This is a genomic window from Parashewanella spongiae, assembly GCF_004358345.1.
GTDB classification, from domain to species: Bacteria; Pseudomonadota; Gammaproteobacteria; order Enterobacterales; family Shewanellaceae; genus Parashewanella; species Parashewanella spongiae.
Window position 1 is genome coordinate 5,030,701 of the sequence record NZ_CP037952.1, and the last position, 26,554, is coordinate 5,057,254.

Annotated in this window: 28 protein-coding genes; 15 read left to right on the forward strand and 13 right to left on the reverse strand. The window is 41.3% G+C overall.

Annotation, left to right across the window (positions count from 1 at the left end):
* Positions 1 to 63: 63 nt before the first annotated feature.
* Positions 64 to 471 (reverse strand): response regulator, encoded by a 408-nt coding sequence (locus tag E2I05_RS19895; RefSeq protein WP_207805261.1) that lies wholly within the window; start codon positions 469 to 471, stop codon positions 64 to 66.
* 262 nt (positions 472 to 733) lie between these two features.
* Positions 734 to 1,387: a hexitol phosphatase HxpB gene (gene hxpB / locus E2I05_RS19900; RefSeq protein WP_121852631.1), complete on the reverse strand. Its 654-nt coding sequence runs from the start codon at positions 1,385 to 1,387 to the stop codon at positions 734 to 736.
* A gap of 443 nt (positions 1,388 to 1,830) precedes the next feature.
* Here hxpB and acnB point away from each other — a divergent pair, with 443 nt between their 5' ends.
* The 3 genes from acnB (at position 1,831) to E2I05_RS19915 (ending at position 5,361) form a co-directional block, all read left to right on the forward strand.
* On the forward strand, positions 1,831 to 4,428 hold the full coding sequence (gene acnB / locus E2I05_RS19905) for a bifunctional aconitate hydratase 2/2-methylisocitrate dehydratase (protein WP_121852632.1): 2,598 nt from the start codon (positions 1,831 to 1,833) through the stop codon (positions 4,426 to 4,428).
* A 189-nt stretch (positions 4,429 to 4,617) separates the two neighbouring features.
* Positions 4,618 to 5,025, forward strand: a complete 408-nt coding sequence (locus tag E2I05_RS19910; RefSeq protein WP_121852633.1) for a hypothetical protein — start codon at positions 4,618 to 4,620, stop codon at positions 5,023 to 5,025.
* Between the two features lie 57 nt (positions 5,026 to 5,082).
* Positions 5,083 to 5,361 carry an NYN domain-containing protein gene (locus E2I05_RS19915; protein WP_121852634.1) on the forward strand — a complete coding sequence of 93 codons (279 nt, stop codon included), beginning with the start codon at positions 5,083 to 5,085 and terminating at the stop codon, positions 5,359 to 5,361.
* A 66-nt stretch (positions 5,362 to 5,427) separates the two neighbouring features.
* Here the strand turns inward: E2I05_RS19915 and E2I05_RS19920 are convergent, their stop codons facing one another.
* The 8 genes from E2I05_RS19920 to mlaF form a co-directional block, all read right to left on the reverse strand.
* A complete protein-coding gene (locus E2I05_RS19920; RefSeq protein ID WP_121852635.1) occupies positions 5,428 to 6,465 on the reverse strand; it encodes an FAD-dependent oxidoreductase in 1,038 nt (345 codons plus the stop codon).
* 872 nt (positions 6,466 to 7,337) lie between these two features.
* A complete protein-coding gene (gene murA, locus E2I05_RS19925; RefSeq protein ID WP_121852636.1) occupies positions 7,338 to 8,597 on the reverse strand; it encodes a UDP-N-acetylglucosamine 1-carboxyvinyltransferase in 1,260 nt (419 codons plus the stop codon).
* A gap of 19 nt (positions 8,598 to 8,616) precedes the next feature.
* A complete protein-coding gene (locus E2I05_RS19930) occupies positions 8,617 to 8,874 on the reverse strand; it encodes a BolA family protein (protein ID WP_121852637.1) in 258 nt (85 codons plus the stop codon).
* Between the two features lie 35 nt (positions 8,875 to 8,909).
* Positions 8,910 to 9,197: an STAS domain-containing protein gene (locus E2I05_RS19935; RefSeq protein WP_121852638.1), complete on the reverse strand. Its 288-nt coding sequence runs from the start codon at positions 9,195 to 9,197 to the stop codon at positions 8,910 to 8,912.
* Positions 9,197 to 9,880, reverse strand: a complete 684-nt coding sequence (locus tag E2I05_RS19940; RefSeq protein WP_121852639.1) for an MlaC/ttg2D family ABC transporter substrate-binding protein — start codon at positions 9,878 to 9,880, stop codon at positions 9,197 to 9,199. The genes E2I05_RS19935 and E2I05_RS19940 overlap by 1 nt, the downstream gene beginning before the upstream one ends.
* Before the next feature lie 9 nt (positions 9,881 to 9,889).
* Positions 9,890 to 10,360 carry an outer membrane lipid asymmetry maintenance protein MlaD gene (gene mlaD, locus E2I05_RS19945; protein WP_121852640.1) on the reverse strand — a complete coding sequence of 157 codons (471 nt, stop codon included), beginning with the start codon at positions 10,358 to 10,360 and terminating at the stop codon, positions 9,890 to 9,892.
* Between the two features lie 80 nt (positions 10,361 to 10,440).
* A complete protein-coding gene (mlaE, locus tag E2I05_RS19950) occupies positions 10,441 to 11,226 on the reverse strand; it encodes a lipid asymmetry maintenance ABC transporter permease subunit MlaE (protein ID WP_121852641.1) in 786 nt (261 codons plus the stop codon).
* Positions 11,213 to 12,025 (reverse strand): phospholipid ABC transporter ATP-binding protein MlaF, encoded by an 813-nt coding sequence (mlaF, locus tag E2I05_RS19955; RefSeq protein WP_121852642.1) that lies wholly within the window; start codon positions 12,023 to 12,025, stop codon positions 11,213 to 11,215. The genes mlaE and mlaF overlap by 14 nt, the downstream gene beginning before the upstream one ends.
* A 364-nt stretch (positions 12,026 to 12,389) precedes the next feature.
* Here mlaF and E2I05_RS19960 point away from each other — a divergent pair, with 364 nt between their 5' ends.
* The 12 genes from E2I05_RS19960 to puuE all read left to right on the forward strand — a co-directional run bounded on the left by E2I05_RS19960 (position 12,390) and on the right by puuE (position 21,713).
* Complete coding sequence (locus E2I05_RS19960) at positions 12,390 to 13,367, forward strand: KpsF/GutQ family sugar-phosphate isomerase (RefSeq protein WP_121852643.1); 978 nt, start codon at positions 12,390 to 12,392, stop codon at positions 13,365 to 13,367.
* A gap of 2 nt (positions 13,368 to 13,369) precedes the next feature.
* Positions 13,370 to 13,930 (forward strand): 3-deoxy-manno-octulosonate-8-phosphatase KdsC, encoded by a 561-nt coding sequence (gene kdsC, locus E2I05_RS19965; protein ID WP_121852644.1) that lies wholly within the window; start codon positions 13,370 to 13,372, stop codon positions 13,928 to 13,930.
* Positions 13,927 to 14,484: an LPS export ABC transporter periplasmic protein LptC gene (gene lptC, locus E2I05_RS19970; protein ID WP_121852645.1), complete on the forward strand. Its 558-nt coding sequence runs from the start codon at positions 13,927 to 13,929 to the stop codon at positions 14,482 to 14,484. The genes kdsC and lptC overlap by 4 nt, the downstream gene beginning before the upstream one ends.
* Positions 14,471 to 15,022 (forward strand): lipopolysaccharide transport periplasmic protein LptA, encoded by a 552-nt coding sequence (lptA, locus tag E2I05_RS19975; protein WP_121852646.1) that lies wholly within the window; start codon positions 14,471 to 14,473, stop codon positions 15,020 to 15,022. Before lptC ends, lptA begins: the two co-directional genes overlap by 14 nt.
* Positions 15,019 to 15,750 carry an LPS export ABC transporter ATP-binding protein gene (lptB, locus tag E2I05_RS19980; RefSeq protein ID WP_121852647.1) on the forward strand — a complete coding sequence of 244 codons (732 nt, stop codon included), beginning with the start codon at positions 15,019 to 15,021 and terminating at the stop codon, positions 15,748 to 15,750. Before lptA ends, lptB begins: the two co-directional genes overlap by 4 nt.
* Positions 15,751 to 15,808: 58 nt before the next feature.
* Positions 15,809 to 17,281 carry an RNA polymerase factor sigma-54 gene (locus E2I05_RS19985; protein ID WP_121852648.1) on the forward strand — a complete coding sequence of 491 codons (1,473 nt, stop codon included), beginning with the start codon at positions 15,809 to 15,811 and terminating at the stop codon, positions 17,279 to 17,281.
* A 33-nt stretch (positions 17,282 to 17,314) separates the two neighbouring features.
* A complete protein-coding gene (gene hpf, locus E2I05_RS19990) occupies positions 17,315 to 17,602 on the forward strand; it encodes a ribosome hibernation-promoting factor, HPF/YfiA family (RefSeq protein ID WP_121852671.1) in 288 nt (95 codons plus the stop codon).
* A gap of 2 nt (positions 17,603 to 17,604) precedes the next feature.
* The gene (ptsN, locus tag E2I05_RS19995) at positions 17,605 to 18,048 is read left to right on the forward strand and encodes a PTS IIA-like nitrogen regulatory protein PtsN (RefSeq protein WP_121852672.1); all 444 of its coding nucleotides are present in this window, start codon (positions 17,605 to 17,607) and stop codon (positions 18,046 to 18,048) included.
* Positions 18,045 to 18,896, forward strand: coding sequence for an RNase adapter RapZ (gene rapZ / locus E2I05_RS20000; RefSeq protein ID WP_121852649.1), 852 nt, complete (start codon positions 18,045 to 18,047; stop codon positions 18,894 to 18,896). Before ptsN ends, rapZ begins: the two co-directional genes overlap by 4 nt.
* Complete coding sequence (locus E2I05_RS20005) at positions 18,883 to 19,158, forward strand: HPr family phosphocarrier protein (protein ID WP_121852650.1); 276 nt, start codon at positions 18,883 to 18,885, stop codon at positions 19,156 to 19,158. Before rapZ ends, E2I05_RS20005 begins: the two co-directional genes overlap by 14 nt.
* 176 nt (positions 19,159 to 19,334) lie before the next feature.
* Positions 19,335 to 20,699, forward strand: coding sequence for a magnesium transporter (mgtE, locus tag E2I05_RS20010; RefSeq protein ID WP_121852651.1), 1,365 nt, complete (start codon positions 19,335 to 19,337; stop codon positions 20,697 to 20,699).
* Positions 20,700 to 20,789: 90 nt separating this feature from the next.
* Complete coding sequence (gene puuE / locus E2I05_RS20015) at positions 20,790 to 21,713, forward strand: allantoinase PuuE (protein ID WP_121852652.1); 924 nt, start codon at positions 20,790 to 20,792, stop codon at positions 21,711 to 21,713.
* On the opposite strand, the gene E2I05_RS20020 is transcribed toward puuE, so the two are convergent.
* The 3 genes from E2I05_RS20020 to rlmB form a co-directional block, all read right to left on the reverse strand.
* Positions 21,694 to 23,151: an NCS1 family nucleobase:cation symporter-1 gene (locus E2I05_RS20020; RefSeq protein ID WP_121852653.1), complete on the reverse strand. Its 1,458-nt coding sequence runs from the start codon at positions 23,149 to 23,151 to the stop codon at positions 21,694 to 21,696. The genes puuE and E2I05_RS20020 overlap by 20 nt on opposite strands.
* Before the next feature lie 719 nt (positions 23,152 to 23,870).
* Entirely contained in the window at positions 23,871 to 25,586 is a 1,716-nt protein-coding gene (locus E2I05_RS20025; RefSeq protein ID WP_121852654.1) for a hypothetical protein, read from the reverse strand.
* A gap of 231 nt (positions 25,587 to 25,817) precedes the next feature.
* Positions 25,818 to 26,552, reverse strand: a complete 735-nt coding sequence (gene rlmB, locus E2I05_RS20030) for a 23S rRNA (guanosine(2251)-2'-O)-methyltransferase RlmB (RefSeq protein ID WP_121852655.1) — start codon at positions 26,550 to 26,552, stop codon at positions 25,818 to 25,820.
* Positions 26,553 to 26,554: the final 2 nt, after the last annotated feature.

Below are 26,554 nucleotides of genomic sequence, written 5' to 3' on the forward strand. Positions count from 1 at the left end.
GGCGTGACACTAGAAAAACCTTAATCTGTATGATTTACTCTCTATTGTTCAATTAGTAAACCTTCAGCTAAATCTTAAGTTAGTGCCATTGCCACTACTATATCCTTCAAGACGAGTAGCTTCATCTTGGTTATTTGCAGTTAAAAATATAATAGGGATGTTGCTCGTTTCGTCCAATTGCTTAAGCAGTCTAGCAACTTCAAAGCCATCCATCTGCGGCATATTTACATCTAGTAAAACTAAAGCAATATTATCTTCTAAAGCAAGCGCTAATCCTTCATTACCTGAATTCGCCGTGAGAAGAACAGTATCGGTATTTTTTAATAATACTTTCATTGCAACTAGATTTTCTGAAGTATCATCAATGACCAAAATCTTAGGCCGAACAATCTGAGCATTAGCTTTTACGGGTGATCCCATACGTCTCTTTCTAAATTCATGCCATTGTTCAAATAAGGCGATTGCTACCAATATCCTCTTGATAAACTATATAATACAGTGAATATCGAGAATTATTATCAAAGATAATAGTTAAGATCATAGAACGGTTGATCTTCTGAGTTTAATTTATAGGGCTTCTATGTTAAACCTACATCTTGCAGCAAATTATAGACAAAAAAGTAACAACATACACAACCGTAAAGCATTATCCTTTTTTATGTCTCTAAAAGTAGTATCAACTGTGGTTAAAATATAAAGAGAAAGCTCATTGTAAATTCTGGTGCTATTTCATCTATAAAATGCTTAATAGCTCTACTAAGTCGCCCATTTGATGATGAGCGATTTGCCATTGACTTAAATGTTGTTGCTCTTGCGCTGGAATGGACACTGTTTGCATGTTTGCTGCTCTAGCAGCAATTAATCCGTTGAAAGAATCTTCAATAGCAAGGCATTGCCTTGGGTTAATTTGTAAAGCTGTCGCACAATTTAAGTACACTTCAGGGTGGGGCTTGCCGTATTGTAGATGCTCTGCCGATTGTATCGATTGAAAGTAACCTCTGATTTGTAGCTTATCTAACACCGCATCAACCAAATTCATGGAAGAAGATGTGGCTAGGCCAATTTGATAACCATTAGCATGGCAATACTCGAGCGCTTCTAGAACACCTCGCATCGGTTTACCATCATGATTAATATAATCAATCACTTTAGAGACAATATCTATAGAGGTTTTTTGGTTGTTATACTCTCGCCAAGGGTGTCGTTGATACCAATATTCGACCACTTGATCGATTCTCAGCCCCGTCGTCAGCAAAGTATCATCATGAGTCAAAGGCACTCCAAGCTGAATCAAGATATCCAGCTCAGCCTGTTGCCATGCTGGCTCTGAATCAATTATGACTCCATCCATGTCAAAAATGACCGCTGATATCTGTGACGGTAACATAAGTGCCCTCTTTAAAATTATCCATTATACCAATCAGCAATAAGTATTATAACCTCAGGGAAACGCATAAATGTTTTCGAACAAAAACCGTCGGCTTTATAATCCGTCATTCCAGTGAAAACGGGAATCCAGTGATTTTGGATATTCCAATATAAGGCGCTAGATTCCCACTTTCGTGGGAATGACGAAATTACCACATGAAGTTGTGCATATTTCACTCACCCCTGCGGTTTCCTGATTATAACCTGTGCATTTTCCATTACAGTAAATACTTATCTTTGCCAATTCTTTATCTGCTCAAGAGTGTGAGCTGATTCATACTTTTTCAAAGCTGTAGTATACTGTGTGACTAATTTTTAGAGTTGAGTCTAACCGACTGTCAGCTTCAATTTATAACGAAGTGCAGTAGGTTGTTGAAGTGCTAATAAAAGAGGAATGTTGCCGTGCTAGAAGCATATCGTAAACACATCGAGGAGCGCGCAGCGCAGGGCATAGTCCCTCAGCCGCTGAATGCCCAACAAGTTGCTGAACTGGTTGAGCTAGTAAAAAATCCACCAGCTGGTGAGCAAGAGTTTATTTTAAATCTGTTGGAAAACCGTATTCCTCCTGGCGTAGACGAAGCCGCTTACGTCAAAGCCGGTTTCCTTGATGCATTAGCAAAAGGCGAAGTCAGCTCTCCTATTGTTTCTCGCGAGCACGCCATTAACCTACTTGGCACTATGCAAGGTGGTTATAACATCGAGCCACTTATTCACCAGCTTGATGATGCTGAACTTGCGTCTATCGCCGCTGAAAAGTTATCTCATACGTTATTGATGTTTGACGCGTTTCACGACGTAGTTGAAAAAATGAATGCAGGCAATACTCACGCTAAACAAGTAGTTGAGTCATGGGCTAATGCGGAATGGTTTACCTCTAAGCCAAAACTGGCTGAAAAAATCAGCTTACGCGTATTTAAAGTTACGGGTGAAACTAATACCGATGACTTATCACCAGCACCTGATGCATGGTCACGTCCAGACATCCCATTACACGCTCTAGCCATGTTAAAGAACGCTCGTGAAGGGATCACTCCTGATGAAGCTGGCGTTGTTGGTCCAATCAAAGAAATTGAATCAATAAAACAACAAGGTTTCCCATTAGTTTATGTGGGCGACGTTGTAGGTACAGGTTCATCACGTAAGTCTGCGACAAACTCAGTACTTTGGTTCATGGGTGATGATATCCCAAATGTACCAAACAAACGTGCTGGCGGTTTCTGTTTCGGAGGTAAAATTGCTCCTATCTTCTTCAATACCATGGAAGATGCAGGCGCCCTACCGATTGAGCTTGATGTCGATAAAATGAAGATGAATGACGTCATTGATGTTTACCCATACGAAGGTAAAGTTAAGCGTCACGACAGCGACGAAGTGATCTCTGAGTTTGAACTGAAAACCGACGTACTGTTAGATGAAGTTCGTGCAGGTGGTCGTATTCCATTGATCATTGGCCGTGGTCTTACTGATCGTGCACGTGAAACCTTAAAATTAGACGCTTCTGACGTATTCGTTCGTCCACAAGACGTAGCAGATACAGGTAAAGGCTACACACTCGCACAGAAGATGGTTGGTAAAGCATGCGGCGTACAAGGTGTTCGCCCAGGTCAATACTGTGAACCTAAAATGACCTCTGTAGGCTCGCAAGATACTACAGGCCCAATGACTCGTGACGAACTGAAAGACTTAGCTTGTCTTGGCTTCAGTGCCGACCTAACCATGCAGTCATTCTGTCATACTTCAGCTTATCCTAAGCCAATCGATGTGAATACGCACCATACTCTACCTGACTTCATTATGAACCGTGGTGGTGTATCACTACGTCCAGGTGACGGTGTAATCCACTCTTGGCTAAACCGTATGCTATTACCTGATACTGTCGGTACAGGTGGTGACTCACATACTCGTTTCCCGTTAGGTATTTCATTTCCAGCAGGTTCTGGTCTTGTAGCATTCGCAGCAGCAACAGGTGTTATGCCATTGGATATGCCTGAGTCAATTCTTGTTCGCTTTAAAGGTGAAATGCAGCCGGGTATCACACTACGTGATCTCGTTCATGCCATTCCACATAAAGCAATTGAAATGGGTCTGTTGACGGTTGAAAAGTCAGGTAAGATCAATGCCTTTTCTGGCCGAGTTCTTGAAATTGAAGGTCTTGAGCACCTGAAAGTTGAGCAAGCGTTCGAGCTTTCTGATGCATCAGCGGAGCGTAGTGCAGCCGGTTGTACCATCAAGCTAGATAAAGAGCCAATCATCGAGTACTTGAACTCGAATATCGTTATGCTTAAGTGGATGATCTCTGAAGGTTACGGCGATCGCCGTACTATCGAACGTCGTATTAAAGCAATGCAAGAGTGGTTAGCAAATCCAGAGCTCATGGAAGCGGATACTGACGCTGAGTACGCCGAAGTGATTGAAATTGATTTGAATGAAATCAAAGAGCCAATCCTTTGTGCACCAAACGATCCAGATGATGCTCGCCTACTATCTGAAGTTAAAGATACTAAGATCGACGAAGTATTCGTAGGTTCTTGTATGACCAACATAGGTCACTTCCGCGCCTTAGGTAAGATGCTAGACAAGTTTGCCACGTCTATTCCAACTCGCCTATGGATTGCACCGCCAACGAAAATGGATAAAGATCAGCTGATTGAAGAAGGCTACTACGGTGTATTCGGTCGCACAGGCGCACGTATCGAAACCCCTGGTTGCTCACTTTGTATGGGTAACCAAGCACGTGTTGCTGACAACTCAACGGTAGTATCAACTTCTACTCGTAACTTCCCGAACCGTCTAGGTACAGGTGCAAACGTCTACTTAGCTTCAGCTGAACTTGCTGCAGTCGCTGCACTTTTAGGCCGTTTGCCATCACCAACCGAATATCAAGAATACGCTCAAGAGTTAGATGCTACAGCCGCTGACACTTATCGTTACTTGAACTTCAACGAGATCAAACACTACACTGACAAATCAGAAGAAGTGATTTTTCAATCAGCGGTTTAATTTATTAAATTCAAAAAGCTATCTTTAAGATAAAGTTAGAGAGTTAAATTGACTTAGCAGTCAACTTTTTATTGACTGCTAAGTCAAAATGGCAAATAATCTTCACATAGCACCCACGGCTTCGCATGGTTTTTTATTTAATGACTATGCCTTTCCCGTGGGTTTTTTGTTTTTAAGGGATATACACTTATGGATATGAGAGTTGCGGTTTTAGTTGATGCCTCTTTTTTCTTGAAGCGTTTAGAATTTTTTAAGAAAAAATACTTTCCTACACAAGCCGAATTAGAACCAAAGCAAGTTGTTCAGGTGCTTAATATTTGCATAAAACGTCATCTCAATGATTTCAATTCCAATGTATATCAACATTTGTATAGAGTTTTTTATTATGATTCACCGCCTTTAAATATTAGGGTGCATTACCCTCTTATTAACGAAGGTGAAACAAATCCTCGCGTTCTTGATTTTTCAAAGTTGCCTGAAACTAAGCATAGAAATGATATACTTACAGAAATAAAAAAGCAGAGAAAATTTGCCCTTAGATTGGGATCCATAAAGCATGATAAGCAATGGAAGCTTTCTGATCGAGCTTTAAATTAAATACTAAAGGGACATCGAACATTTGGTGATTTAACAAATGATGATTTTTATTATGGTATGCGTCAAAAAGGTGTAGACATAAAGTTAGGAGTCGATATTGCTACGATTTCACAAAATAAACTTGTTGATAAAATTATTTTAATTGCTGGTGATAGTGACTTTGTTCCAGCCGCAAAACTAGCAAGAATGAGTGGTATCGATTTTGTATTGGATGCTTTAAGGAATAATATTGATAATAGCTTACATGAGCATATAGATGGTTTAGTCTCACACGATTTAGTCGCTATTTTGAAAGATGTTTTGGATAAAAACCCAGAGAAAACCCCCAGCTGGTGATCAAATGGTACTAGGCCGGCTAAAAGCAAAAGAAAGAAGTAGTTGAATAAAAATATAACAGGCAAGTCACGCTTTATACTTCATCCAAACTGGCATCACGCGATCTAAAAAGCACATGAATTTTCCTAAACCGACATCGTATTCAACATTACCAAGGGGATCAACAACGCGGCATGGGTAGGCAATGCCAAGCCCAAATAATCCCGAAGCAATGATGCCATTGGTATCGTTATGTTCCAGATTATGCCCAAAAGGCCTAATATTTATATTTTTCCTTTTCTCAAAACCTATCGCATAAATAACTTTTGTGCACTCTGCCATTTCCTTTGGTTCAGTATCTCCAGTACAGTGCACTCTTTGTAAATTTGCGGGTAACGATCCGTCAATGTGTTTTCTCGCCCAATTGGCTGCGCCATCTTTAAGCCCTGTGTTATCAAACAAGATAAAATCATCTAAATACACGGCATACTTCAATGGGTTACGATAAAAATTGATAACTTTCTTTGCGTTACAATTTAATAAGTTTTCAAGCACCACCATTGCAGAATGCGACGAACCAAATACGCCTATAATCTGATCTTTGAGATCAAGTCGCATTAGTTTTTCATCATTCAAAGCAACATCGAGTGCAATATTAGGTTTATCAAAAGTGAGATTCTTTGGCTCAGCACCGTGTGCCAATACAACATTATCAGCGGTTATGGTTTGGTTGCTTAATTCGACATGCCACTGATGATTATGCATTGAAAGAGCTTTAACGGAAGCGGTAAGATCTTTAACTTTTTTCCTGAAATTCGAGGTGATCCATTGTAAAGGTTCAGCGATATGTTCAAGTCTACAACTTATTTCAGGATTAAATGTGCTAAGTATAAACTTCGGTGCCTGAGCGTAGTTGAAGCTTCTGCAATGAGCGAGGTAATTAACAAAACTTTTAACTTGCGTATTGCCCACTACACGATGCCATTTTTTTTGGAAATCACCCACTTGAAAGTACGGATCAACCCACGCGATTCTATCGCTTTCGATACCAGCATCTAATAATTTACCCACAGCAGCTATGCCAGCAGGCCCTGCTCCAACAACACACCATAAGAAGTGATCCATAACAGTGCCTTATGTTTATACTTTCAATGAGTGTAGCAGGAGGAACCGTCTCATATTCAGACTGAATATGGAAATGCTGAAAAATTATATAATTATATCGAAGGTGGTAAATTGTAAGATACAGGGTTTTTGACTTAAAAAATGTCGATATTATACCAATTACAGTAATTAACTTCCCACTCAGCAAGAGCTAAAGGATTTCAGTACAAGGCGCAAGTTTGAAGTACTATATACCCTAACGGCCGCCATACAAAGCTGGCGTTCAACGCACTTCGTGCTTTTGTCGGGATAATTCAAAAACTTGTAACCTAGTAATGGAATCCTTTAGCCTTGCCCTTCGGGAGCTTGTATGTGTCCAAATTACTACGCAAAACTGTCTCAACGTAGCAATGTTATAACGACAGTTTTGTATGTCGGTAATAACTATGTCTTCATCAATTTCACTTGTACTTTGAACACATACATAGCTCTGAGCTGGGAATTTAATTACTGTAATTGGTATTATGAGCGTAGGGCTCAAGATATCGACAGAGTTTTAACTTGAACTAGGGTCTGTTGATCTTTCAGGATTAAATTTTGTGCTATTTGAGCATTTATCTGTTCAAGGCGTGAACAGTGATGCTTAGCCATCTAAGTGAGCTGGTCACAACACAGAACAGTGAATGCTCAAAAGCATCGAGAAAAGAGAGAGCGTAAATTGGTCGCTCTTTCTAAATCAAAGGTGCTGCGTTATCGTTTTCTTATTTGGAAACGAAGTAACGACAGTTTTGTATGTCGATAATAACCAAACCTCACAAACTCTGCCTTGCATAAAATAACCAATTTATCGCTGCAAAAACAATCACGAAAGATCAACAGACCCTAATATCTGGTTATTTTACTCGAACCACTTCGCCACCGAGCTTTTTAAACTTATCTTCAATGTGCTCGTAACCGCGATCAAGGTGATAAATACGATCAACCAGTGTAGTCCCTTCAGCCATCAAACCCGCAATCACTAAACTGGCAGACGCTCTCAGATCTGTCGCCATTACTGGAGCAGCCTTCAAGCTTTCAATTCCATGAATGATACAAGTGTGACCCTCAAGCTCCATGCTAGCTCCCATTCGGATCAGCTCAGGCACATGCATGAATCGATTTTCAAAAATGGTTTCAGTAATGGTACTGCTGCCTTCAGCCAGTGCATTCATTACGCAAAACTGAGCTTGCATGTCCGTTGGAAAACCCGGATACACCGCGGTACGAATATTAACGGCTTTGGGACGGCGCCCGTGCATATCAAGCTCTATCCAATCTTTACCTTTAGTGATCTGTGCACCTGCTTCTTCAAGCTTAACAGTGACCGACTCTAATGAGGCTGGATCTGCATCTAAACATCGGATCCGTCCACGAGTGATCGCCGCTGCGACAAGGAAGGTACCGGTTTCAATGCGATCTGGCATAACCCGATATTCACAACCACTCAGCTTTTCAACACCTTCAATAACTAACTTAGCGGTACCAATACCAGAAATTTTTGCGCCCATCGTCACAAGGCAATTGGCAAGATCGGTAACCTCAGGCTCTCTGGCAGCGTTTTCGATGACAGTTTCTCCGTCAGCCAATGAAGCCGCCATCAATAAGTTTTCCGTCGCTCCAACACTGACGGTATCCATAAAGATATGCGCACCTTTCAAGCGGCCATCGACACGAGCTTTGATGTAACCGTCTTCAACGTCAATTTTCGCACCCATTAGTTCCAAACCATGCAAATGAAGATTCACAGGTCTTGCACCAATGGCACAACCACCAGGAAGCGATACATCGGCTGTGCCATAGCGAGCTAGTAGTGGCCCTAAGATCAATATGGATGCACGCATGGTTTTCACTAATTCATAAGGCGCACAAAAATGATCTAGGTTTTTGGTTGAGATCCGAACTTGGCCATCTTCATTATGAGTAACTTCAGCACCGAGGCATTGCAGTAACTTACAACTCGTTTTCACATCTCTTAATTCAGGAACATTCGAAACAAAAAAATCAGTCTCAGCTAATACGCCCGCCATCAAAATCGGTAAGGCCGCATTCTTAGCACCCGATATAACAACATTGCCAGCTAAGGGTGCACTGGCTTGTATGGTCAGTTTATCCACATCAATTCTCTATTATTAATTATGCTGGCATATTAAAGATTTTTTCACGTTTCCACTGCTCGGGAGTGAAGGTCTTGATTGTTAATGCGTGCAGTGCGCCGCTGGCAATATGCTCATTTAATGGAGCATAAATAGCTTGTTGCCGTTTCACTGGCGATAGTTCACCAAAAAAATCAGCAACAGCAATAATTTTATAATGAGTGCCCTCTGAGCTAACAAACAGCTCTTCTACGTCAAGTTTTTCGCGCAGGATATCTTCTACTTGTTTGCATTCCATCTGATGTACTACCTTAAAAATGAAGTCAGGATTGGCTAAGCTTCGCTAAATAATGTTTGTAGATTATACAGAGCTATTAGCGGTTGTAACTGTTCGGCGGGATTAATTAATTTCAATGGCTTGTTGGCTTGCTGCTGTTGCTCTACGAGATGAAACAAAAAAGCAATGCCTGAACTGTCTATAAACTCCAGTGCTGACAAATCCATCAACTCAACTTCAGCCGCAAGCAAAGTATCTTGCTTGGGCCAAAGCGTCACAACATCTTGGCGTGCTAGCCGCCCTGTCACTTTGCAATAATTGTTGTAGTTTTGGAACTCAGCCATTACTTACTGCTCGCTTTCTGGGCTTCAACGCTCGCTTTAGCACGTTCGTTTAGCATGTTAATGACTGATTCAATACCTTCTTTTTGAACTAAACCACCAATTTCAGACTGTTTAGATTGTAATAAACTGATACCTTCAGCTACTAAATCTATCGCTTTCCATTGATCGCCAACTCTTGGTTTTTTGTCCTTACGTTTGCCCGTCATCAATCGGCGCACTTTAAAAGAGAGTTTAATTGGCGGTCGTCCTGCTTCAATGACCTGTACCGCAACATTGACAAATTTCTCATCATCAAATTTTTTCGCGGGAGCGAAACTGACTTTCTGATGTGTATAAGCCGTAAATGCTGACGCATAAGTACTGACTAAGTAACCGCGAAACGCTTGAGCGAAAGCGGCACGTTGTGCTTTTGTAGTTTTATTCAAATACTTACCAAGCACTTTATAAGCGGCGTACTTGTAATCAATGTAAGGCAATAATTCTTGCTCTATGATAATTTTCAAATGATTAGGATCAGCCTTAATTTTCGATTGATCCGCATCAAAGCGCGCAAAGGTTTTCTTCGCCGCTTGTTCAATCATTTGATAAGGATCTTGCGTATTTACAGCACTGGCTGCAATCACTTGTCCACAGCTTAATAGCATGGTCAGTGGTAATAAAACACGAGCCATCAATTTTAACATCTTAAACTCCTAATCTTTTTTGCCTGTGCTGTATAGAAACTGGCCTATCAAATCTTCTAAAACCAACGCTGAGTGTGTATCTTCGATTTTGTCACCATCGGTAAGCATCGCAATGTCATCGTCAACAAAACCCGGCGTTAATCCAAGAAATTGCTCCCCAAGCAAACCAGATGTTTGAATAGCTACGCTACTGGTTTCAGGGAATTGATCATAAGTTTTGTCGATTTGAATGGTCACAATGGCATCTAATTTCTCAGGATCGAGGTGAATGTCACTCACTCGACCCACCACCACGCCACCCACTTTTACCGGCGAACGTACTTTCAAACCACCAACATTACTAAAATGCGCGCTAAGGCTATATGTATCGTCACCTGAGCTAACTTTAACATTGGCGACATTAAAGACTAAAACCAGAAAAGCCACCAAACCCGATAATAAAAACATCCCAACTAAAAATTCAATTTTACGTGTCAACATATAGGCCTACCACAGTTCAATAAACTCATAAAAACGAACAGATTCCATTGTTCGTCATATTAAATAATTATTATTTGGCATTAATTGCCAAACATCAGCGCCGTTAATAAGAAATCAAGTGCTAAAACGGCCAAACTTGCTTGTACAACGGTTTGCGTAGTCGCTCGGCTGATCCCTTCAGGATTTGGTATTACCTTATAGCCGCGATATAACGCAATCCACGTCACAACAATGGCAAAAATACCACTTTTTATTAAGCAGTTAACGATGTCTTGTCGCCATTCAACCGATGCTTGCAATATAGACCAGAACGCCCCGTTATCAATGCCTTTCCACTCCACTCCAACCAAATATCCGCCATAAATGCCGACAGCGGTAAAAATAAGTGCCAATAAAGGCATGCTAATAAAGCCAGCCCAAAATCGAGGAGCGATAATGTGTCGCAGTGGATCTATCGCCATCATCTCTAGGCTTGAAAGTTGCTCTGTGCTTTTCATTAACCCGATTTCAGCCGTTAATGCTGAGCCCGCTCGACCAGCAAACAATAGCGCCGTCACCACAGGACCTAACTCACGCAGTAAGCTTAACGCCACCATGGGCCCTAAACTTTGCTCTGTGCCAAATCCAACCAAAATGGTGTAGCCTTGCAAGGCTAATACCATGCCGATAAATAAACCTGAAATCGTAATGATGACAAGTGATTGAACCCCAACAACATAAAGCTGTTTGATCAACATCGGTGTGCCTTTTTTGAATCGTGGCCAATGGGCAATTGCCCCCCACAACATCAACCCTGCATTACCGAGATTGGTGATCATTTCAATACCGCTACGACCCAATGATGCGATTCGATCAAAAATGCTCACGTATTAACTCCTTTGCATAACTTTCTGCCGGAAAATGGAACGGGACAGGGCCATCAGGCTCGCCTCCCATAAACTGGCGTAGCTGCGGATTATCAGACTGTTGAAGCTCGTCCGGAGTGCCTTGGGCAATCACAGTTTTATCGGCCACAACAAAAACGTAATCGGCAATACTTAATACTTCGGTTACATCATGAGACACAACAACGGAGGTTAAGTTTAATGAGTCAGATAACTCTTTAATTAATTTAACGAGTACGCCCATCGCAATCGGATCTTGCCCCGCAAAGGGTTCATCGTACATCACCAGTTCAGGCTCTAAAGCGATGGCACGAGCTAAAGCGGCACGGCGCTGCATCCCACCTGAAAGCTCATTGGGCATCAATTGACCTGCGCCTCGTAATCCAACCGCTTCAAGCTTCATCGACACAATCTTTTTAATGATCGATTCTGGTAGCTTTGAGTGTTCACGCAAGGCAAAACCGACGTTATCACTGACGTTCATGTCCGTAAATAACGCACCACTTTGAAACAACATGCTCATACGCTGTCTCAACTGAAATAATTCATTACGACTGATTTGATGGATATCTTGACCATCGAAGAGTACCTGACCTGAGTCAGGTGTAAGTTGGCCGCCCATCAATTTTAATAATGTTGTTTTGCCAATACCACTGGGGCCCATAATGGCCGTGACTTTACCTGTGGGGATCGTAAGATTGATATTGTCGAAAATAACACGTGAGCCACGGCTAAAGCTCATATTGCGAACTTCTACCAGTGTTGGAGTATCTTGTTCCATGCCGGGCCTTATATAATCAGTAAGTTAACCGCGCCTACTGTAATCGAGAAAGTCATTAATTGTACGTAAATGTATAACTGTAATCAATGAAGACAGATTAATTCGGCGTGAGTTCATTGTTTGATAATGAAAGCGACAAAAAAGATTATTAAAGAGCGCTTATCAGCTCAGTTCAAGAATAAAAATAAACCGTAAGTCCAGTACAAGTAAGCACTTTCATTGATAATAGGAGTCATAACACCTGAGAGAATGACGACTATTGATTAAGATACTTTCAATTTATGTCAATACCAGCGAAAATACTGTTTATTAGATCTAGGATCTGTTAGCTCCGCTAATAGACGCCGCGTATTAAGAGACAAATATGGCCGATAAAACCCAGCTCCAAAAATGGGGCAGTAAAGTAATCGATATTGAAAAAGCGGCATTGGACAATTTGTATCAATATGTAAATTCTGACGAATTTGAAGACGCCTGCAAGCTAATATTACAATGCTCTGGCAAAGTCATTGTCATGGGGATGGGCAAATCTGGCCATATCGGCAACAAAATTGCTGCAACCTTAGCCAGTACAGGCACACCAGCGGTATTTGTTCATCCCGGAGAAGCCAGTCATGGGGATCTTGGGGTATTATCTAAAAATGATATTGTTATTGCGATTTCAAATTCTGGTGAATCTTCTGAAATTCTTACTTTAATCCCTGTAATAAAAAGAATGGGCATTCCATTCATTTCCATCACAGGTGTTCCCACTTCAACAATGGCAACCCACGCCAAAATCCATTTGTGTATTCAAGTACCCGAAGAAGCTTGTCCACTTGGGTTAGCGCCAACATCTAGCACCACAGCAACACTGGTAATGGGCGATGCCTTAGCCGTGGCTCTGTTGCAAGCTCGTGGTTTCACGAAAGATGATTTCGCCCTTTCTCACCCGGGTGGCATGTTGGGTCGTAAATTACTCTTAAAAGTCAGTGACATCATGCACAAAGGCGTTCAGCTACCTTTGGTCTATGAAGACACCTTAATTACTGAGGCCTTATACGAAGTGTCACGTAAAGGTCTAGGGATGGCGGCCATAATAGATAACGACAACAAGCTATTAGGCGTATTCACCGATGGTGATTTACGTCGTATCATCGACGCTGAAGTGAACTTAAGTACCACTAAGATATCTCAAGTAATGACACCAAATTGCATTACGACCCATGAAGATGTTTTGGCGGCTGAAGCATTAAAAGTTATGGAACAAAAAAACATCAATGGACTGATTGTTGTTGATGAAGCACAATGTCCGGTTGGCGCGCTTAACATGTTAGACATGGTGAAATCGGGAGTTATCTAAAATTGGCAAATACGACAAGAGAGAGTTTATACGGCCCGATTTCCAATGATGTTTGGAAAAAAGCCAGCCAGATTAAGCTGGTTATTTTCGACGTAGACGGTGTGTTTTCAGATGGTCGAATTTATTTGAGTAATAGCGGTGAAGAGCTCAAAGCCTTTCACACTCGAGATGGATTCGGGGTGAAGTCGCTACTCAATGCTGGTTTTGAATTAGCGGTGATCACTGGACGAAAATCAAAGCTGCTTGAAAAAAGAATGGCAGCGCTGGGCGTAAACCGAATTTACCAAGGTGTCGACAATAAGTTAGTCCCCTTTGAAGCCTTACTTTCCGAACTTAAGTTAACGGCTGAGCAAGTCGCTTATATTGGCGATGACATGGTTGATTTACCCGTTATGCAGCATGTCGGTTTGTCGGTTTGTGTCGCTGACGGGCATCCTTATGTGAAAAAACACACAGACATGATCACGTACACGAAAGGTGGCCACGGCGCGGTGAGGGAATTAACGGATTTAATACTGCAAAGTCAGGGATTGTTTGAATCAGCACAAGGCATGAGTGTATGAATCGCGTTACGATAGCGATTGTTTTATTTTTTGGCACCGCCTTGTATTTATATTGGCAAGTGCAAGTAAAACAAAGCCAAAAAGAAAATAATCTCCCAAGTGTTGAACAGCCAGACTATGTTGCCACAGATCTGCGCAGTGCAGAGTTCAATGAACAAGGCCTGATAAGCAGCCGAGTTACAGCTAAGCACATGGAGCATTACCAAGATAATAATGTGACATTATTTACACAACCAGTATACATCGTATACGGTACTGATAGAACCAGTCCATGGCGGATAACTGCCGAAAAAGGACAGTTTCAGAAGGACATGGGCAAGGTATACTTGCAAGGCGATGTCACATTACAAGCCGTTGATCTTCAAGAGCCGCTACAAAGTGTCAATACCAACGCCTTAGAAATGGATTTGATAACAAAAACCATGACAACCGAAGAAATGGTATACATCAAAGGAAACAGTTTTAATAGTCAGGGGAAAGGCATGTTTGCTGATAAAAATGCTCAGACCATCCGTTTGAACAGTCAGGTAACAGGAACTTATGAAGCAAAGTAAAATATTAATGGCTATTATGTGTTGCCTATTAGCAACACCTTCGATAGCTAAACTGGACGACATCAATCAAATCATTGAAATTGACGCGGATCATTCTGAAGCCGATTTTCAAAATAACCTTATTTTTTATAAAGGCAATGTCAAAATCACTCAAGGCACAATCAAAATTAACGCTGAAGAGTTGAATGCTTTTAATGATAAACAAAATGGCAATAAAATTTTAACTGTTTTAGGAAATCCTGCTACATTTTTTCAAATATTGGATGACGGTCAACAGGGTACGGCGAGTGCAAAAAAAATTCGTTACGATAAAAAAACGGGTACGTTAGTGCTATCCGGAAATGCCATTTTAGATGTGGGTGGTAGCAAGTGGACCGCTGAAGTCATTCGTTATAACATTGAAAATCAACACGCTATTGCAGAAAGCTCTTCAGATGGTAACAGCCGAGTTAGAACGGTTATTCCTGCTGACAACTACCAAAAGCTGAATAAGCAAGAGAAAGACAAAAAAAAAGCTCAAACTGAGAAAAAACAATGACTCAGAAAACCTTAACAGCCAAACATCTCGCCAAAAGTTATAAAAATCGTCAAGTCGTTAAAGATGTCAGTTTAACGATTTCAACGGGTCAAATCGTTGGGTTACTCGGGCCCAATGGTGCAGGTAAAACCACCACTTTCTACATGGTTGTTGGTCTGGTAAAAAGCGATCTCGGTGAAATCCTGATCGATGATGACAATTTAACCCTTGACCCTATGCACCTACGCGCTCGCAAAGGCATAGGTTACTTACCGCAAGAGGCCAGTATTTTCAGAAAGTTGTCGGTATTTGATAACATCATGGCGGTATTGCAAACTCGTAAAGACTTAAGCGTCAACGAACGTTCAGAGCAACTTGAACACTTGCTCGAAGAATTCCACATTACTCACATTCGAGACAATCTAGGCATGTCATTGTCTGGTGGTGAACGCCGCCGTGTTGAAATTGCACGCGCTTTGGCGGCTAATCCTCAGTTCATTTTATTGGATGAACCATTTGCCGGTGTTGACCCTATTTCAGTGATTGATATCAAAAAAATTATCGAACAGTTGCGTGATCGCGGTTTGGGCGTATTAATCACTGATCACAATGTGCGGGAAACACTGGATGTTTGTGAACGTGCTTATATTGTCAGTCACGGTAACTTAATCGCCGAAGGCACGCCGGAAGAAATATTAGATAATCAGCAAGTCAGAGCAGTGTACTTAGGCGAACAATTCACGTTATAGTTAAGGCATGAAGCCAACGTTTTTTACGAAAAAATAACAATAAGGGAATAGCGGTAACATGAAAGCGTCACTCCAGCTCAAGTTGGGACAAAGTCTAACCATGACGCCTCAACTGCAACAAGCCATTCGCTTATTGCAGTTGTCGTCGTTAGAGTTGCAGCAAGAAATCCAACAAGCTCTTGAGTCAAACCCACTATTAGAACTCGATGAAGAACAATTTGGTGATACCGACACCAGTGAAAACCTTAATACAGATAGCCATGACACCAGCGAAGATTCTACTCCAGTAGAAACCGCTGCCGTTGACACCTCCGATGCCATGACTCAAGACTCAATGCCAGAAGAGCTGCCCGTCGACACCACGTGGGATGAAGTGTATACCGCTGCACCAAACTCAAGCTCTGGTGCTATGATTTCTGATGATGACACGCCATTTCATGGAGCAACCAGCCACGGTTTATTTGAACATTTAGAATGGCAAAAAAACCTCACACCTTTCACTGACATTGATGCTGCCATCGCCACTACCATTATCGAAGCCATTGACGAACGTGGTTACTTAACCCAAACCACCGAAGATATTCTTGAAGCAATGGGAGATCCAGAAGTAGAACTCGACGAGGTAGAAGCGGTATTAAAACGGGTTCAGCACTTCGATCCTATCGGTGTAGGCGCCAGAGACATCAGTGAATGTTTATCAATTCAGCTTTCTCATATTGATCCCGAAACACCATTACTAGAAGTCACAAAACAGTTAGCCCATGAATTTTTACCCTTGATTGCTACTCGTGACTTTCGAACTCTGATGAAAAAAACTAAGCTTAAAGAAGCTCAGCTAAAAGAGGCGATAGCACTTATTCAAACTTTAGACCCTAGACCGGGCTTATCCATTGGTCAAACGACGGATGATTATGTGATACCGGATGTATCAGTAACCAAAAAAAGTGGTCGCTGGCACGTAGAGCTTAACCCCAACAATATGCCAAAAGTAGGGGTTAACCAACAATATGCTGCGCTTGCTAAAACAAGTCGCGGCAATGCTGATGGACAGTTTTTACGTGGGCACCTGCAAGATGCAAAATGGTTTATAAAAAGTATAGAGAGTCGTAATGATACCTTATTAAAGGTATCCAATTGCATCGTTAAAAATCAGCAAGCTTTTCTTGAGCATGGCCCTGAAGCCATGAAAGCCATGATCCTCAATGACGTGGCAGAAGAAGTAGAAATGCATGAGTCGACGATATCTCGGGTAACGACACAAAAGTTCATGCATACCCCAAGAGGTGTTTTTGAGCTTAAGTACTTTTTCTCTAGCCATGTCGCGACCGACGATGGCGGTGAATGTTCATCAACGGCCATCAGGGCATTCATTAAAAAATTAGTTGCTGCTGAGAATCAAAAGAAGCCATTGAGCGATAATAAAATGGCGCAATTACTGGCAGAACAAGGAATTAATGTTGCAAGGCGCACAATAGCCAAATACCGAGAAGCAATGCTAATACCACCATCAAATCAGCGCAAGAGTTTGTAATGACTTAAAAAACACAAGCAGGAGGCAATGGATATGCAAATTAATATTACTGGGCAGGAACGTGAAGTCACTCAATCACTTAGAGAATACGTCAGCAATAAGTTTGCAAAACTTGAACGTCATAGTGAACAGATCAATAATGTGCGCGTTGTTTTAAACGTACAAAAAACCAATCAAACCGCTGAAGCAACCATTTTGCTCAGAGGAAAAGAAGTATATGCCAAATCACAACACGTTGAGATGTATGCGGCGATTGATACCTTACTTGATAAACTGGATAGACAAGTGATTAAACACAAACAAAAGCTGACTAACTATTGATGATGGAACTTAAAATCATCCTGAAACCAGAATGCACAACTTGTGCAACACCTGGTAGCAAAAAGAAAGTATTAGAGCTGATCAGCGATTTAATTGCCGCTCAGTACCCTGATTTATCAGGCCAAGAAATATTCGAAAGCCTATTGAGCCGAGAAAAAATGGGCAGTACAGGTATCGGTAATGGCATTGCAATACCACATGGTCGATTAGACAGTATTGATACTCCGATTGCCGCACTTATCAAATGTGAACAGCCAGTTCAATTTGAAGCCATTGATAAGCAACCCGTTGATATTTTGTTTGCTTTATTGGTGCCATCTGATCAATGCCAGCAGCATTTAACCACATTGTCAGCCGTTGCTGAAAAACTCAGTGACAAGCAAACCTTAAAACAGTTACGTCGTATCCACGATGAACAAGAACTCTACCAGGTGATAACGCAATGAAGCTGGTCATTGTTTCCGGTCGAAGTGGCTCAGGAAAATCCGTTGCTTTACGGGTCTTAGAGGACATGGGATATTATTGTGTCGACAATCTTCCCGTTCCTTTGCTCGGTGATTTAATTAATGAACTCAAACCCAGTAACGATTTCGTAGCCATCAGTGTTGATGTGCGAAACATGCCTGAGCAAGACAAAGTACTGTCACAGCAATTAGACCAATTATCTGAGCTAGAAATGACCAGTTTCTATCTCAGCTCAAGCGATGATATTTTGTTAAAACGTTACAGTGAAACTCGGCGCTTACACCCACTTTCGAAAAATGAAGTGACATTACCTCAAGCGATTCAGTTAGAGGGCGAGCTTCTCAGCCCTATGTCAAAATTAATGGATCACTTTATCGATACTTCTCAGCTCAATATCTATCAATTGAGTGATAAAGTCAGAGAGATCTTATTAGGCCGAGTCGAAAAAGAACTGGCCATTAATGTCGAATCTTTTGGCTTTAAACACGGTATGCCGACCGACGCCGACTTCATGTTTGATGTACGTTTTTTACCTAACCCCCATTGGGAAGCTGAATTACGCCCATTGACTGGATTGGACATGCCTGTTCAAGAGTTTTTTCAATGTCAGCCACTCGTCAGCAAATTTGTCTGGCAAATAGCCAACTTACTTGATACTTGGCTTCCACACCTTGAACGCAATAACCGCAGCTATTTGACAATTGCTATCGGCTGTACAGGAGGTCAACATCGCTCCGTTTATGTCACCGAACAATTAGTTAAATACCTACAATCCAGTAAACATAATGTCAAAGCTCATCATAGGGAACTGGATAATGGCACAGCTTGAGCGTCAAGTAACGATCTGCAATAAACTTGGTTTACATGCCAGAGCAGCCACGAAACTTGCGGTATTGGCCGCTGAGTTTGATGCCAATGTTACGCTCAAACAAGGTGATAAAACCGCTTCAGCATCCAGTGTACTTGGCTTGTTGATGCTAGAAACCGGCATGGGGAAAACCATCACAGTAATTGCAGAAGGTAAAGATGCAAAAGCGGCATTAGCTTCGGTTTGTCAATTGATCAATGATTGCTTTGATGAAGCCAGTTAATCACTATTTCCATAACCTGCCTTGGAGTTAATTTAACCTTCTCGATTCAATTAAATCTCGTAAAAAACGCAAAATTTGATTTATCAGTTAAAATTACCCATAGCATAAAAGCATCAGGAGTAGCGCTTTATGACAGATAAAATGATAGGATAAATCAGCCAAGAAGGAGACGACACATGCCAGTAGAAGCACTCGATAACGAACTCACTGAGCAACGCCTCTTTCAACTTAACGAAGCATTAAATAGTGGGATGTTTGTCCACGTCAGACACATGCTACATGATATGCCAGCCTCTGATGTCGCTTTGATCCTTGAGTCATCCCCCCCAAAAACCCGTGAAGTATTGTGGCAATTAATCGAGCACAACCAAGCTGGTAGCATCCTTGAGGAGTTAGGTGAGGAGCTAAAAGACTCGTTTATCATGAATATGTCTCCAGAGCGTGTTGCTAAAGCAACCGCAGGAATGGATACGGACGATCTCGCTTACGTACTTAGAAGCCTGCCAGACAGCATTTATCAACAAGTTCTACAATCTATGAGTAGCCAAGATCGACTTAGAGTCGAACACGCACTCTCATACCCAGAAGACACCGCTGGCAGTATCATGAATAACGATACCGTCACGATCCGCCCTGATGTAACCATTGACGTGATTCTCAGGTACCTTCGAAGTCGTGGTAGCCTACCTGAAGCCACAGATACCCTTTATGTGGTTGATCGAAAAGACGCGTTCTTGGGTGGCATCGCCCTTTCTGATTTACTGACTTGCGATCCTAACCTTTCGGTTAAAGCGGTTATGAACCTCGATCTCGAAGGTATTCCTGTCATGATGGAAGACACCGATGTCGCGCAATTATTTGAACGACACGATTGGATTTCAGCGCCTGTAATTTCCGATAACGGCAAGCTCCTTGGTCGTATCACCATTGATGACGTTGTTGACATCATTCGTGAAGACGCCGAGCATTCCATGATGGGAATGGCCGGCATGGAAGATGATGCCGACACCTTCGGCCCTGTACTAAAAAGTAGTTTTCGGCGTTCAATGTGGCTTATTATCAATCTTTTTTCGGCATTTTTAGCGGCTTCTGTCAGCAACATGTTTGAAGGCACCATCGAAGAATTTGCCACTTTAGCAATTTTAATGACCATTGTCCCCAGTATGGGAGGCGTCGCAGGGAACCAAACTCTTGCCCTTGTAATTAGAGGGATTGCCCTCGGTCATATAGGTAAGAGTAACTCCCGCTGGCTAATAGGCAAAGAGCTAGCCATTGGCTTTCTTAACGGCGTTTTTTGGGCTGCTATTGTTTTTGGATCTGTTTGGATGTGGCGAGGTGACATATTACTTGCGAGCTTGATTGCCGGCGCGATGTTAATCAACATGACCGTAGCAGGTTTATCCGGTGCAGTGATTCCTATTGTGCTCAAAAAATTCAATATCGATCCCGCATTAGCCGGTGGCATGCTACTCACCACAGTTACGGATGTGATTGGATTATTTTCGTTTCTAGGGCTAGCCACCTTATTTCTAATGCAATAAGGTTCACACTAACAATTCTAAGTTACTGCAGTTCCTCTAGGTATAATGGCCTAAATTCATAAATTGAACTCTTCACATAAGTATCTGAATATGATTCAAGATCGCGATATGAAAGGTTATGGTGCCACCAGCATAGATCCCAAGTGGCCTAACAAGGCTAAGCTTGCTGTGCAATTTGTGATTAACTACGAAGAAGGTGGTGAAAACTGCATACTCAATGGTGACAAGGCGTCAGAAGCCTTTTTATCTGAAATCGTAAACGCACAACCAATTATTGGTATGCGAAACATGAACATGGAATCACTTTATGAGTATGGGAGTCGAGCAGGGTTCTGGCGCCTTCTCCGTATTTTCACTCAACATCAATTACCCGCCACAGTGTTTGCCGTCACAACAGCACTGCAAAAAAACCACGACGTGATAGAGGCCATGCAGAAAGCCAACTGGGAAATTGCTTGCCATGGATTAAAATGGGTTGATTATCAATTTATGGATAAAGCCACTGAACGTGAACACATCACACAAGCCCTAAATGGACACCGAAAGCTAACGGGTGTATTTCCTCAAGGTTGGTACACTGGCCGCATAAGCCCAAATACTCGAAGTTTGGTTCTTGAGCAAACTGATTTGGCTTATGACTCTGACTCCTATGCCGATGATTTGCCATACTGGTGCTACGATTATGACAAACCACACTTGATAATTCCCTATACTCTAGATACGAACGACATGCGATTTTGCACTTCTCAAGGGTTCAATTGTGGCGATCAGTTTTTTTTCTATCTTAAAGATGCCTTCGATCAACTCTATTCTGAAGCTCTAGCTAATCCTAAAGCCGCCAAGTTGCTTAACATTGGCTTACATTGCCGGATCACTGGACGTCCAGCGAGAACAGCATCATTAGCTCGATTTATCAATTATATCAATCAGTATCAAGATATTTGGGTAACCCGAAGAATTGACATCGCAGAGCATTGGAAAAAACACCACCCCCCTATGCTTTTGAAGGCTTAGTTGATAACCATTTGTAGCACGCACTGGCTAACATAGCACCGAAAATCCCACTGAAGTTCGACAAATCAACCATCAAACCATGCCACTGGGATTTTTCAGCAAACTCAGGTAACAGCACAAATAAAATGCTGATCAAGGCCGCTATAGACAAAGATAATATTGCCGTTCGATTAAACCCATGAAAATACCAGTACTTTCCGTCTTGTTCGCAATGATACAGTTCAGCTATAACAATACGTTGTTTTTTTATCAAATAGAAATCAGTGATAACAATGCCCAAAACCGGCCCCATAAAGGCGGCAAGTAAATCTATCGTGTAATGAATAATTTGTGGATTATTAAATAGATTCCAAGGAGTGACACATGCTGATAATAAAGCAGTGATCATTCCAGCTGTTTTTAAATTTAATCGGTTTGGCTGTAAATTAGAAAAGTCAAAAGCACTTGAAACAAAATTGGCCACGATATTAATTCCTAAGGTGGCCGTTATAAAGGTCAAAGCACCAAAAAGCACAGCAGTAAAAGAATCGATACGTGCCACGGTTTCCAATGGATCAAGAATTAATTGCCCAAATACCGGTATTGTCCCAGCTGTGATAACCACTGTTATGACGGAAAAAAACACAAAATTGACCAAAATACCCAGCAAATTGCCTTTTAATATGTCACGAAAACTAGTGGCATACCGAGCAAAATCGCCAAAATTAAGGATAACTGGCAAAAAATAAGACACGACGAGAGATACGGATATGACTAATTGCCAACATTGCTGACCTGCCGACAAATTTTTGGATGCTAAGTTAAAATCAATATTCTCCCAACCTGCTTGTGTCACTATCCAGTACACTAGTAATAGCATTACGGCGTAAACCGCAGGTCCAGCAAAATCCACGAAGCGCTTAATGGTTTCAATACCACGCCAAAATAAAATCATTTGCAGTAACCAAATAACGATAAAACACATCCAACCTAGCGAATGTAAACCAGCAAACAAAGTTCCTTCAGTATATTTCGATAATTGAGGTGCAACATGCAATAACATGATTTGTAGTGACACGGACGCTAAATAGGTTTGAATTCCGTACCACACAGTAGCCACAATGCCTCTGATCATTGCGGGAATATTGGCGCCTAGCACTCCGAATGCCAATCGGCAAACTACAGGAAACGGTATACCAGATTTTTGACTGGGTTTCGCCATCAAGTTAGTGAGCTTCATCACCACCACTACACTGGTTATTAAGCCAACAAATACCAGCCATGGCTCCATACCCAATGTAAAAAGGCTGGCCGCAAAGATATAACCGCCAACACTGTGAATATCAGCCATCCAAAAAGCAAAAATATTGTACCAATTCCACGATTGGCGCTGTTTCCCTGATATCGGAGCCAAATCTTCATTATAGAGCCGTGGGTCATACTGAACATTAGATGGCATAGGAGGCACTCTTTGGCGTTAAAAAATTAAACAGATTTATTCTCGGGATAATTCAAAGGATAGCTGATTGGCTACCGCTTATCGCTTTAATTGATGTTGAACCTAAATAAATCGGTTAAATACAAAATTAAACAACCCGAATTCACCCATCAGGTGAGTGCTGAACATTCATACACTTGCCAAAATCACCGCTAGCGGCGTTATAAATTTTTCAAGTAGAAACGAAGTAACGACAGTTTTGTATGTCGGTAACCACTACTTGCTGCTATTCATGCCTTACTACCAATTACAGTAATTAAATGCTCAACTCAGAGCTATGTATGTACTAAAAGTGCAATCGAAATTGATGAAGACATAGTTGTTACCGACATACACAACTGTCGTTATTACATTGCTACGTCAAGACAATTTTGAGAAGTAATTTGAGTACATACAAGCTCCCGAAGGGCATGGCTAAAGGGTTCCATTACTGCGTTACAAACACTTGAATTATCCTGACAAAAGCACGAAGTGCGTTGAACGCCAGCTTTGTATGGCGGCCGTAGGGAATATAGTACTTCGAGCTTGTGCCTTGCACTGAAACCCTTTAGCTCTTGCTGAGTGAGAGATAAGTTACTGTAATTGGTATTACTATCAGTAATTTTTTCTGCGTATATGAACGCTCCCAACCGATTTATTTAGGTTGAAGAATGATATTCTGTTTTTAAATACACCACTTTTTAGCTAAAAGACGCTCTTCTTTGTAATTTAGCCTGAGTATCCTTTAGTGCTTCCTTATCAACAGAAGTCCGCACTTGCCTTCTTATTTTTGCTTTATAGCCGATTTTACAAAAATGATTTGGTCCACTTTCACAATTGGATTCGTGAATCATCTTGGCGGTATGTTGCCAGAATAACATGGCAAACTTTAAGTCACTGAAGATAATTTTAGCCCCCTTTCTAAAACCAAAGTGAGCGATAAACTTTTCAATTGAGGATTCAAACAAGCTATTACAAGGTAACGCTTGGTTTTCAATGGCATGCTGACAGCAACTTTGAAAAAGCAAATAATTGACGAACATAAAGTTGACGGCGTTCATTGGGATAAGTTCTAGTCGATTAAAAGTATACCGCCCAGCCATGAAATTTGGATCAAGTTTTTCGTCAAACGTAAACTCTTGATCAAGAAATGGCCTCTTTTTCTCCATTGATTGCTTCAATTCCAGATATTTTTTCGCCTCATCAAAAGTCAACCATGTTCTCGCAGGCGTTGCTTTAGAATACTTGAGTAGTAGATCACACAGCTTATAATAATAATTTTTGAATACTTGATTCTCACTTTCTATGAGGAGGGAGAAGCCTTCAATCGCTCGGCTATTGTCTGCCACTCCAAAGAATTGCAAGCAGTAGGTATCGAGATCGAGAAACATATTCCGATAAGGCTTTGGAATTGTGCTAAGTAATTGGGCGTGATACAAATCATGCAGCAAACCAAATAACTGATCACAATAGATACGATCAGGACAAGTGAGATTGTTATCCACGAGATCGTTATACACTAATACAGGGTGTTGTTGCTGAAGTCTCATCACTTTCATATCTTCAGCCGATGTAGCTCCTAGCACTGGCATCATTGCAATAGGATGGCCATGTAACTCACACAATCGCTCTACTGTTAAAACCGATAAGATATACAAGCGCTTGGTATAAAAATCAAATACCACCGGCCCACTTTCTACAACAATTAACACATTCGCCCACCGCCTCGGTTTTCCTGGCCTACAGTCTCTTGCTTCTTTTGATTCTCTTACTATTATTTCTTCAGGCGTTTTTTGTTGTCTATTTTTTACCCTTGGAGAAGTCATATTGTCATTTCTTATAAAAAATGGTGCTTCTTTATCGGTTAATTGACAACAAATAACCTGAGCTTCTTCAGTCGCATATTCAGTCAAGAATTGATGCAATTTAGGTTTACTTGCTTGACCTCTAGATGAAGCTAAAACTCGTTCTTTGTGTTCTATGTTACTAGGATGGTTGAGATCTAATACTTCAACATTAGATGTTGCAATGGCGTACTGAGACGGCATAACGGATTGATTAAATTGTTTGAATGTTAAAACAATTTGTGTAGTAAAAAGGTAAATTGACTTGCTGATTTTCCCCATAACGTACAAAGCAATAAGAATATTTTCTATCTCTTCTTGTTTGAATTCAACCGCATTCCAATCCTTGCGCTCACAGCATTCGAGCACATACTCAACTCTATTTTCTTCAAGGCTAAGCAGAGCCTCGATAAGCGCAGAGCAATCATTAACACTCAGGCATAAGTTAGTCATGCACTCATTTTTCATCGCTTTTATTAAGTCAGAATGAAATGAGGTCTCATGGCTCTTTTTCTCATAGGACTGCCAAGTTTCAATTGATGAAAATTCAATTAGCGGTCCAACGTGACTCACGTTTGCAGTACACACCTAAGATACTCTACAAGATAAATTACGTACTCCCATTGTGCGCGAATTTAAGTAAATAACGGTTAAATTAAATAAAAAGTAATGCAGAATTCATTATTCAACCTAGAAAATCAGTTGGCGGCGATATTAAGCCTAAATAAATTGGTATAACTCTCCCATCTACCAAAAAGGCAGCTATATCAGCTACCTTTTTATCTTTTAAAATCAAATCGTAAGTTATCTTTGTCTTACCGCTTCGAACAAGCACACACCTGTTGCAACCGACACGTTCAAACTTGATACCTGCCCGGCCATGGGAATGGAGACTAAACTATCACAGGCTTCACGGGTAAGGCGACGTAGTCCTTTTCCTTCTGCGCCCATTGCAATAGCCAGTGAGCCTTTTAAGTCTGCTTGATATAAATCACTGTCGGCTTCGCCCGCCGTACCAATAATCCAAACACCAACTTGTTGGATGTGACGCATGGTGCGCGCCAGATTTGTCACTTGAAAAACAGGCACAATTTCAGCAGCGCCGCAAGCCACTTTACTCACTGTTGAGGTAACTGTAACCGAATTATCTTTTGGAATAATGATCCCATGAACACCTGCTGCATCAGCATTACGTAAACAAGCGCCTAAATTATGCGGATCCGTTACCCCATCTAAAATCAGTAAAAATGGTTTATCTGTTTTTTTGAGCAGAACATCAAGATCGTTTTCTGTCAGAGCTTTCGCAGGCTTAACTCGTGCCACAACACCTTGGTGCTGGCCACTTTGTGCTTTATCTTCAAGTGTCTTTTTTGCTGCTCTTTGCACCGTAACGCCAGTATTGTTAGCTAACGAAACAATTTTTTTTAGGCGGTCATCTTCCCGACCTTGCAACAACCATAAATCGAGTACACGTTCTGGTGCTTGAGTTAATAAAGATTCAACGGCATAAATGCCGTACATCATATCTTGTTTTTTCATAG

Excerpts from the sequence above, each read along its gene's own strand:
- E2I05_RS19920 (WP_121852635.1), bottom strand. The coding sequence starts at position 6,465 with ATGGATCACTTCTTATGGTGTGTTGTTGGAGCAGGGCCTGCTGGCATA.
- E2I05_RS19915 (WP_121852634.1), top strand. The coding sequence starts at position 5,083 with ATGCGTCAAAAAGGTGTAGACATAAAGTTAGGAGTCGATATTGCTACG.
- hpf (WP_121852671.1), top strand. The coding sequence starts at position 17,315 with ATGCAAATTAATATTACTGGGCAGGAACGTGAAGTCACTCAATCACTT.
- lptC (WP_121852645.1), top strand. The coding sequence starts at position 13,927 with ATGAATCGCGTTACGATAGCGATTGTTTTATTTTTTGGCACCGCCTTG.
- E2I05_RS19930 (WP_121852637.1), bottom strand. The coding sequence starts at position 8,874 with ATGGAATGCAAACAAGTAGAAGATATCCTGCGCGAAAAACTTGACGTA.
- rapZ (WP_121852649.1), top strand. The coding sequence starts at position 18,045 with ATGAAGCTGGTCATTGTTTCCGGTCGAAGTGGCTCAGGAAAATCCGTT.
- ptsN (WP_121852672.1), top strand. The coding sequence starts at position 17,605 with ATGGAACTTAAAATCATCCTGAAACCAGAATGCACAACTTGTGCAACA.
- E2I05_RS19940 (WP_121852639.1), bottom strand. The coding sequence starts at position 9,880 with ATGTTAAAATTGATGGCTCGTGTTTTATTACCACTGACCATGCTATTA.
- lptA (WP_121852646.1), top strand. The coding sequence starts at position 14,471 with ATGAAGCAAAGTAAAATATTAATGGCTATTATGTGTTGCCTATTAGCA.
- mlaD (WP_121852640.1), bottom strand. The coding sequence starts at position 10,360 with ATGTTGACACGTAAAATTGAATTTTTAGTTGGGATGTTTTTATTATCG.
- E2I05_RS19960 (WP_121852643.1), top strand. The coding sequence starts at position 12,390 with ATGGCCGATAAAACCCAGCTCCAAAAATGGGGCAGTAAAGTAATCGAT.
- puuE (WP_121852652.1), top strand. The coding sequence starts at position 20,790 with ATGATTCAAGATCGCGATATGAAAGGTTATGGTGCCACCAGCATAGAT.
- mlaF (WP_121852642.1), bottom strand. The coding sequence starts at position 12,025 with ATGGAACAAGATACTCCAACACTGGTAGAAGTTCGCAATATGAGCTTT.
- E2I05_RS19910 (WP_121852633.1), top strand. The coding sequence starts at position 4,618 with ATGGATATGAGAGTTGCGGTTTTAGTTGATGCCTCTTTTTTCTTGAAG.
- E2I05_RS20020 (WP_121852653.1), bottom strand. The coding sequence starts at position 23,151 with ATGCCATCTAATGTTCAGTATGACCCACGGCTCTATAATGAAGATTTG.
- lptB (WP_121852647.1), top strand. The coding sequence starts at position 15,019 with ATGACTCAGAAAACCTTAACAGCCAAACATCTCGCCAAAAGTTATAAA.
- mgtE (WP_121852651.1), top strand. The coding sequence starts at position 19,335 with ATGCCAGTAGAAGCACTCGATAACGAACTCACTGAGCAACGCCTCTTT.
- E2I05_RS19985 (WP_121852648.1), top strand. The coding sequence starts at position 15,809 with ATGAAAGCGTCACTCCAGCTCAAGTTGGGACAAAGTCTAACCATGACG.
- E2I05_RS20005 (WP_121852650.1), top strand. The coding sequence starts at position 18,883 with ATGGCACAGCTTGAGCGTCAAGTAACGATCTGCAATAAACTTGGTTTA.
- rlmB (WP_121852655.1), bottom strand. The coding sequence starts at position 26,552 with ATGAAAAAACAAGATATGATGTACGGCATTTATGCCGTTGAATCTTTA.
- hxpB (WP_121852631.1), bottom strand. The coding sequence starts at position 1,387 with ATGTTACCGTCACAGATATCAGCGGTCATTTTTGACATGGATGGAGTC.
- E2I05_RS19935 (WP_121852638.1), bottom strand. The coding sequence starts at position 9,197 with ATGGCTGAGTTCCAAAACTACAACAATTATTGCAAAGTGACAGGGCGG.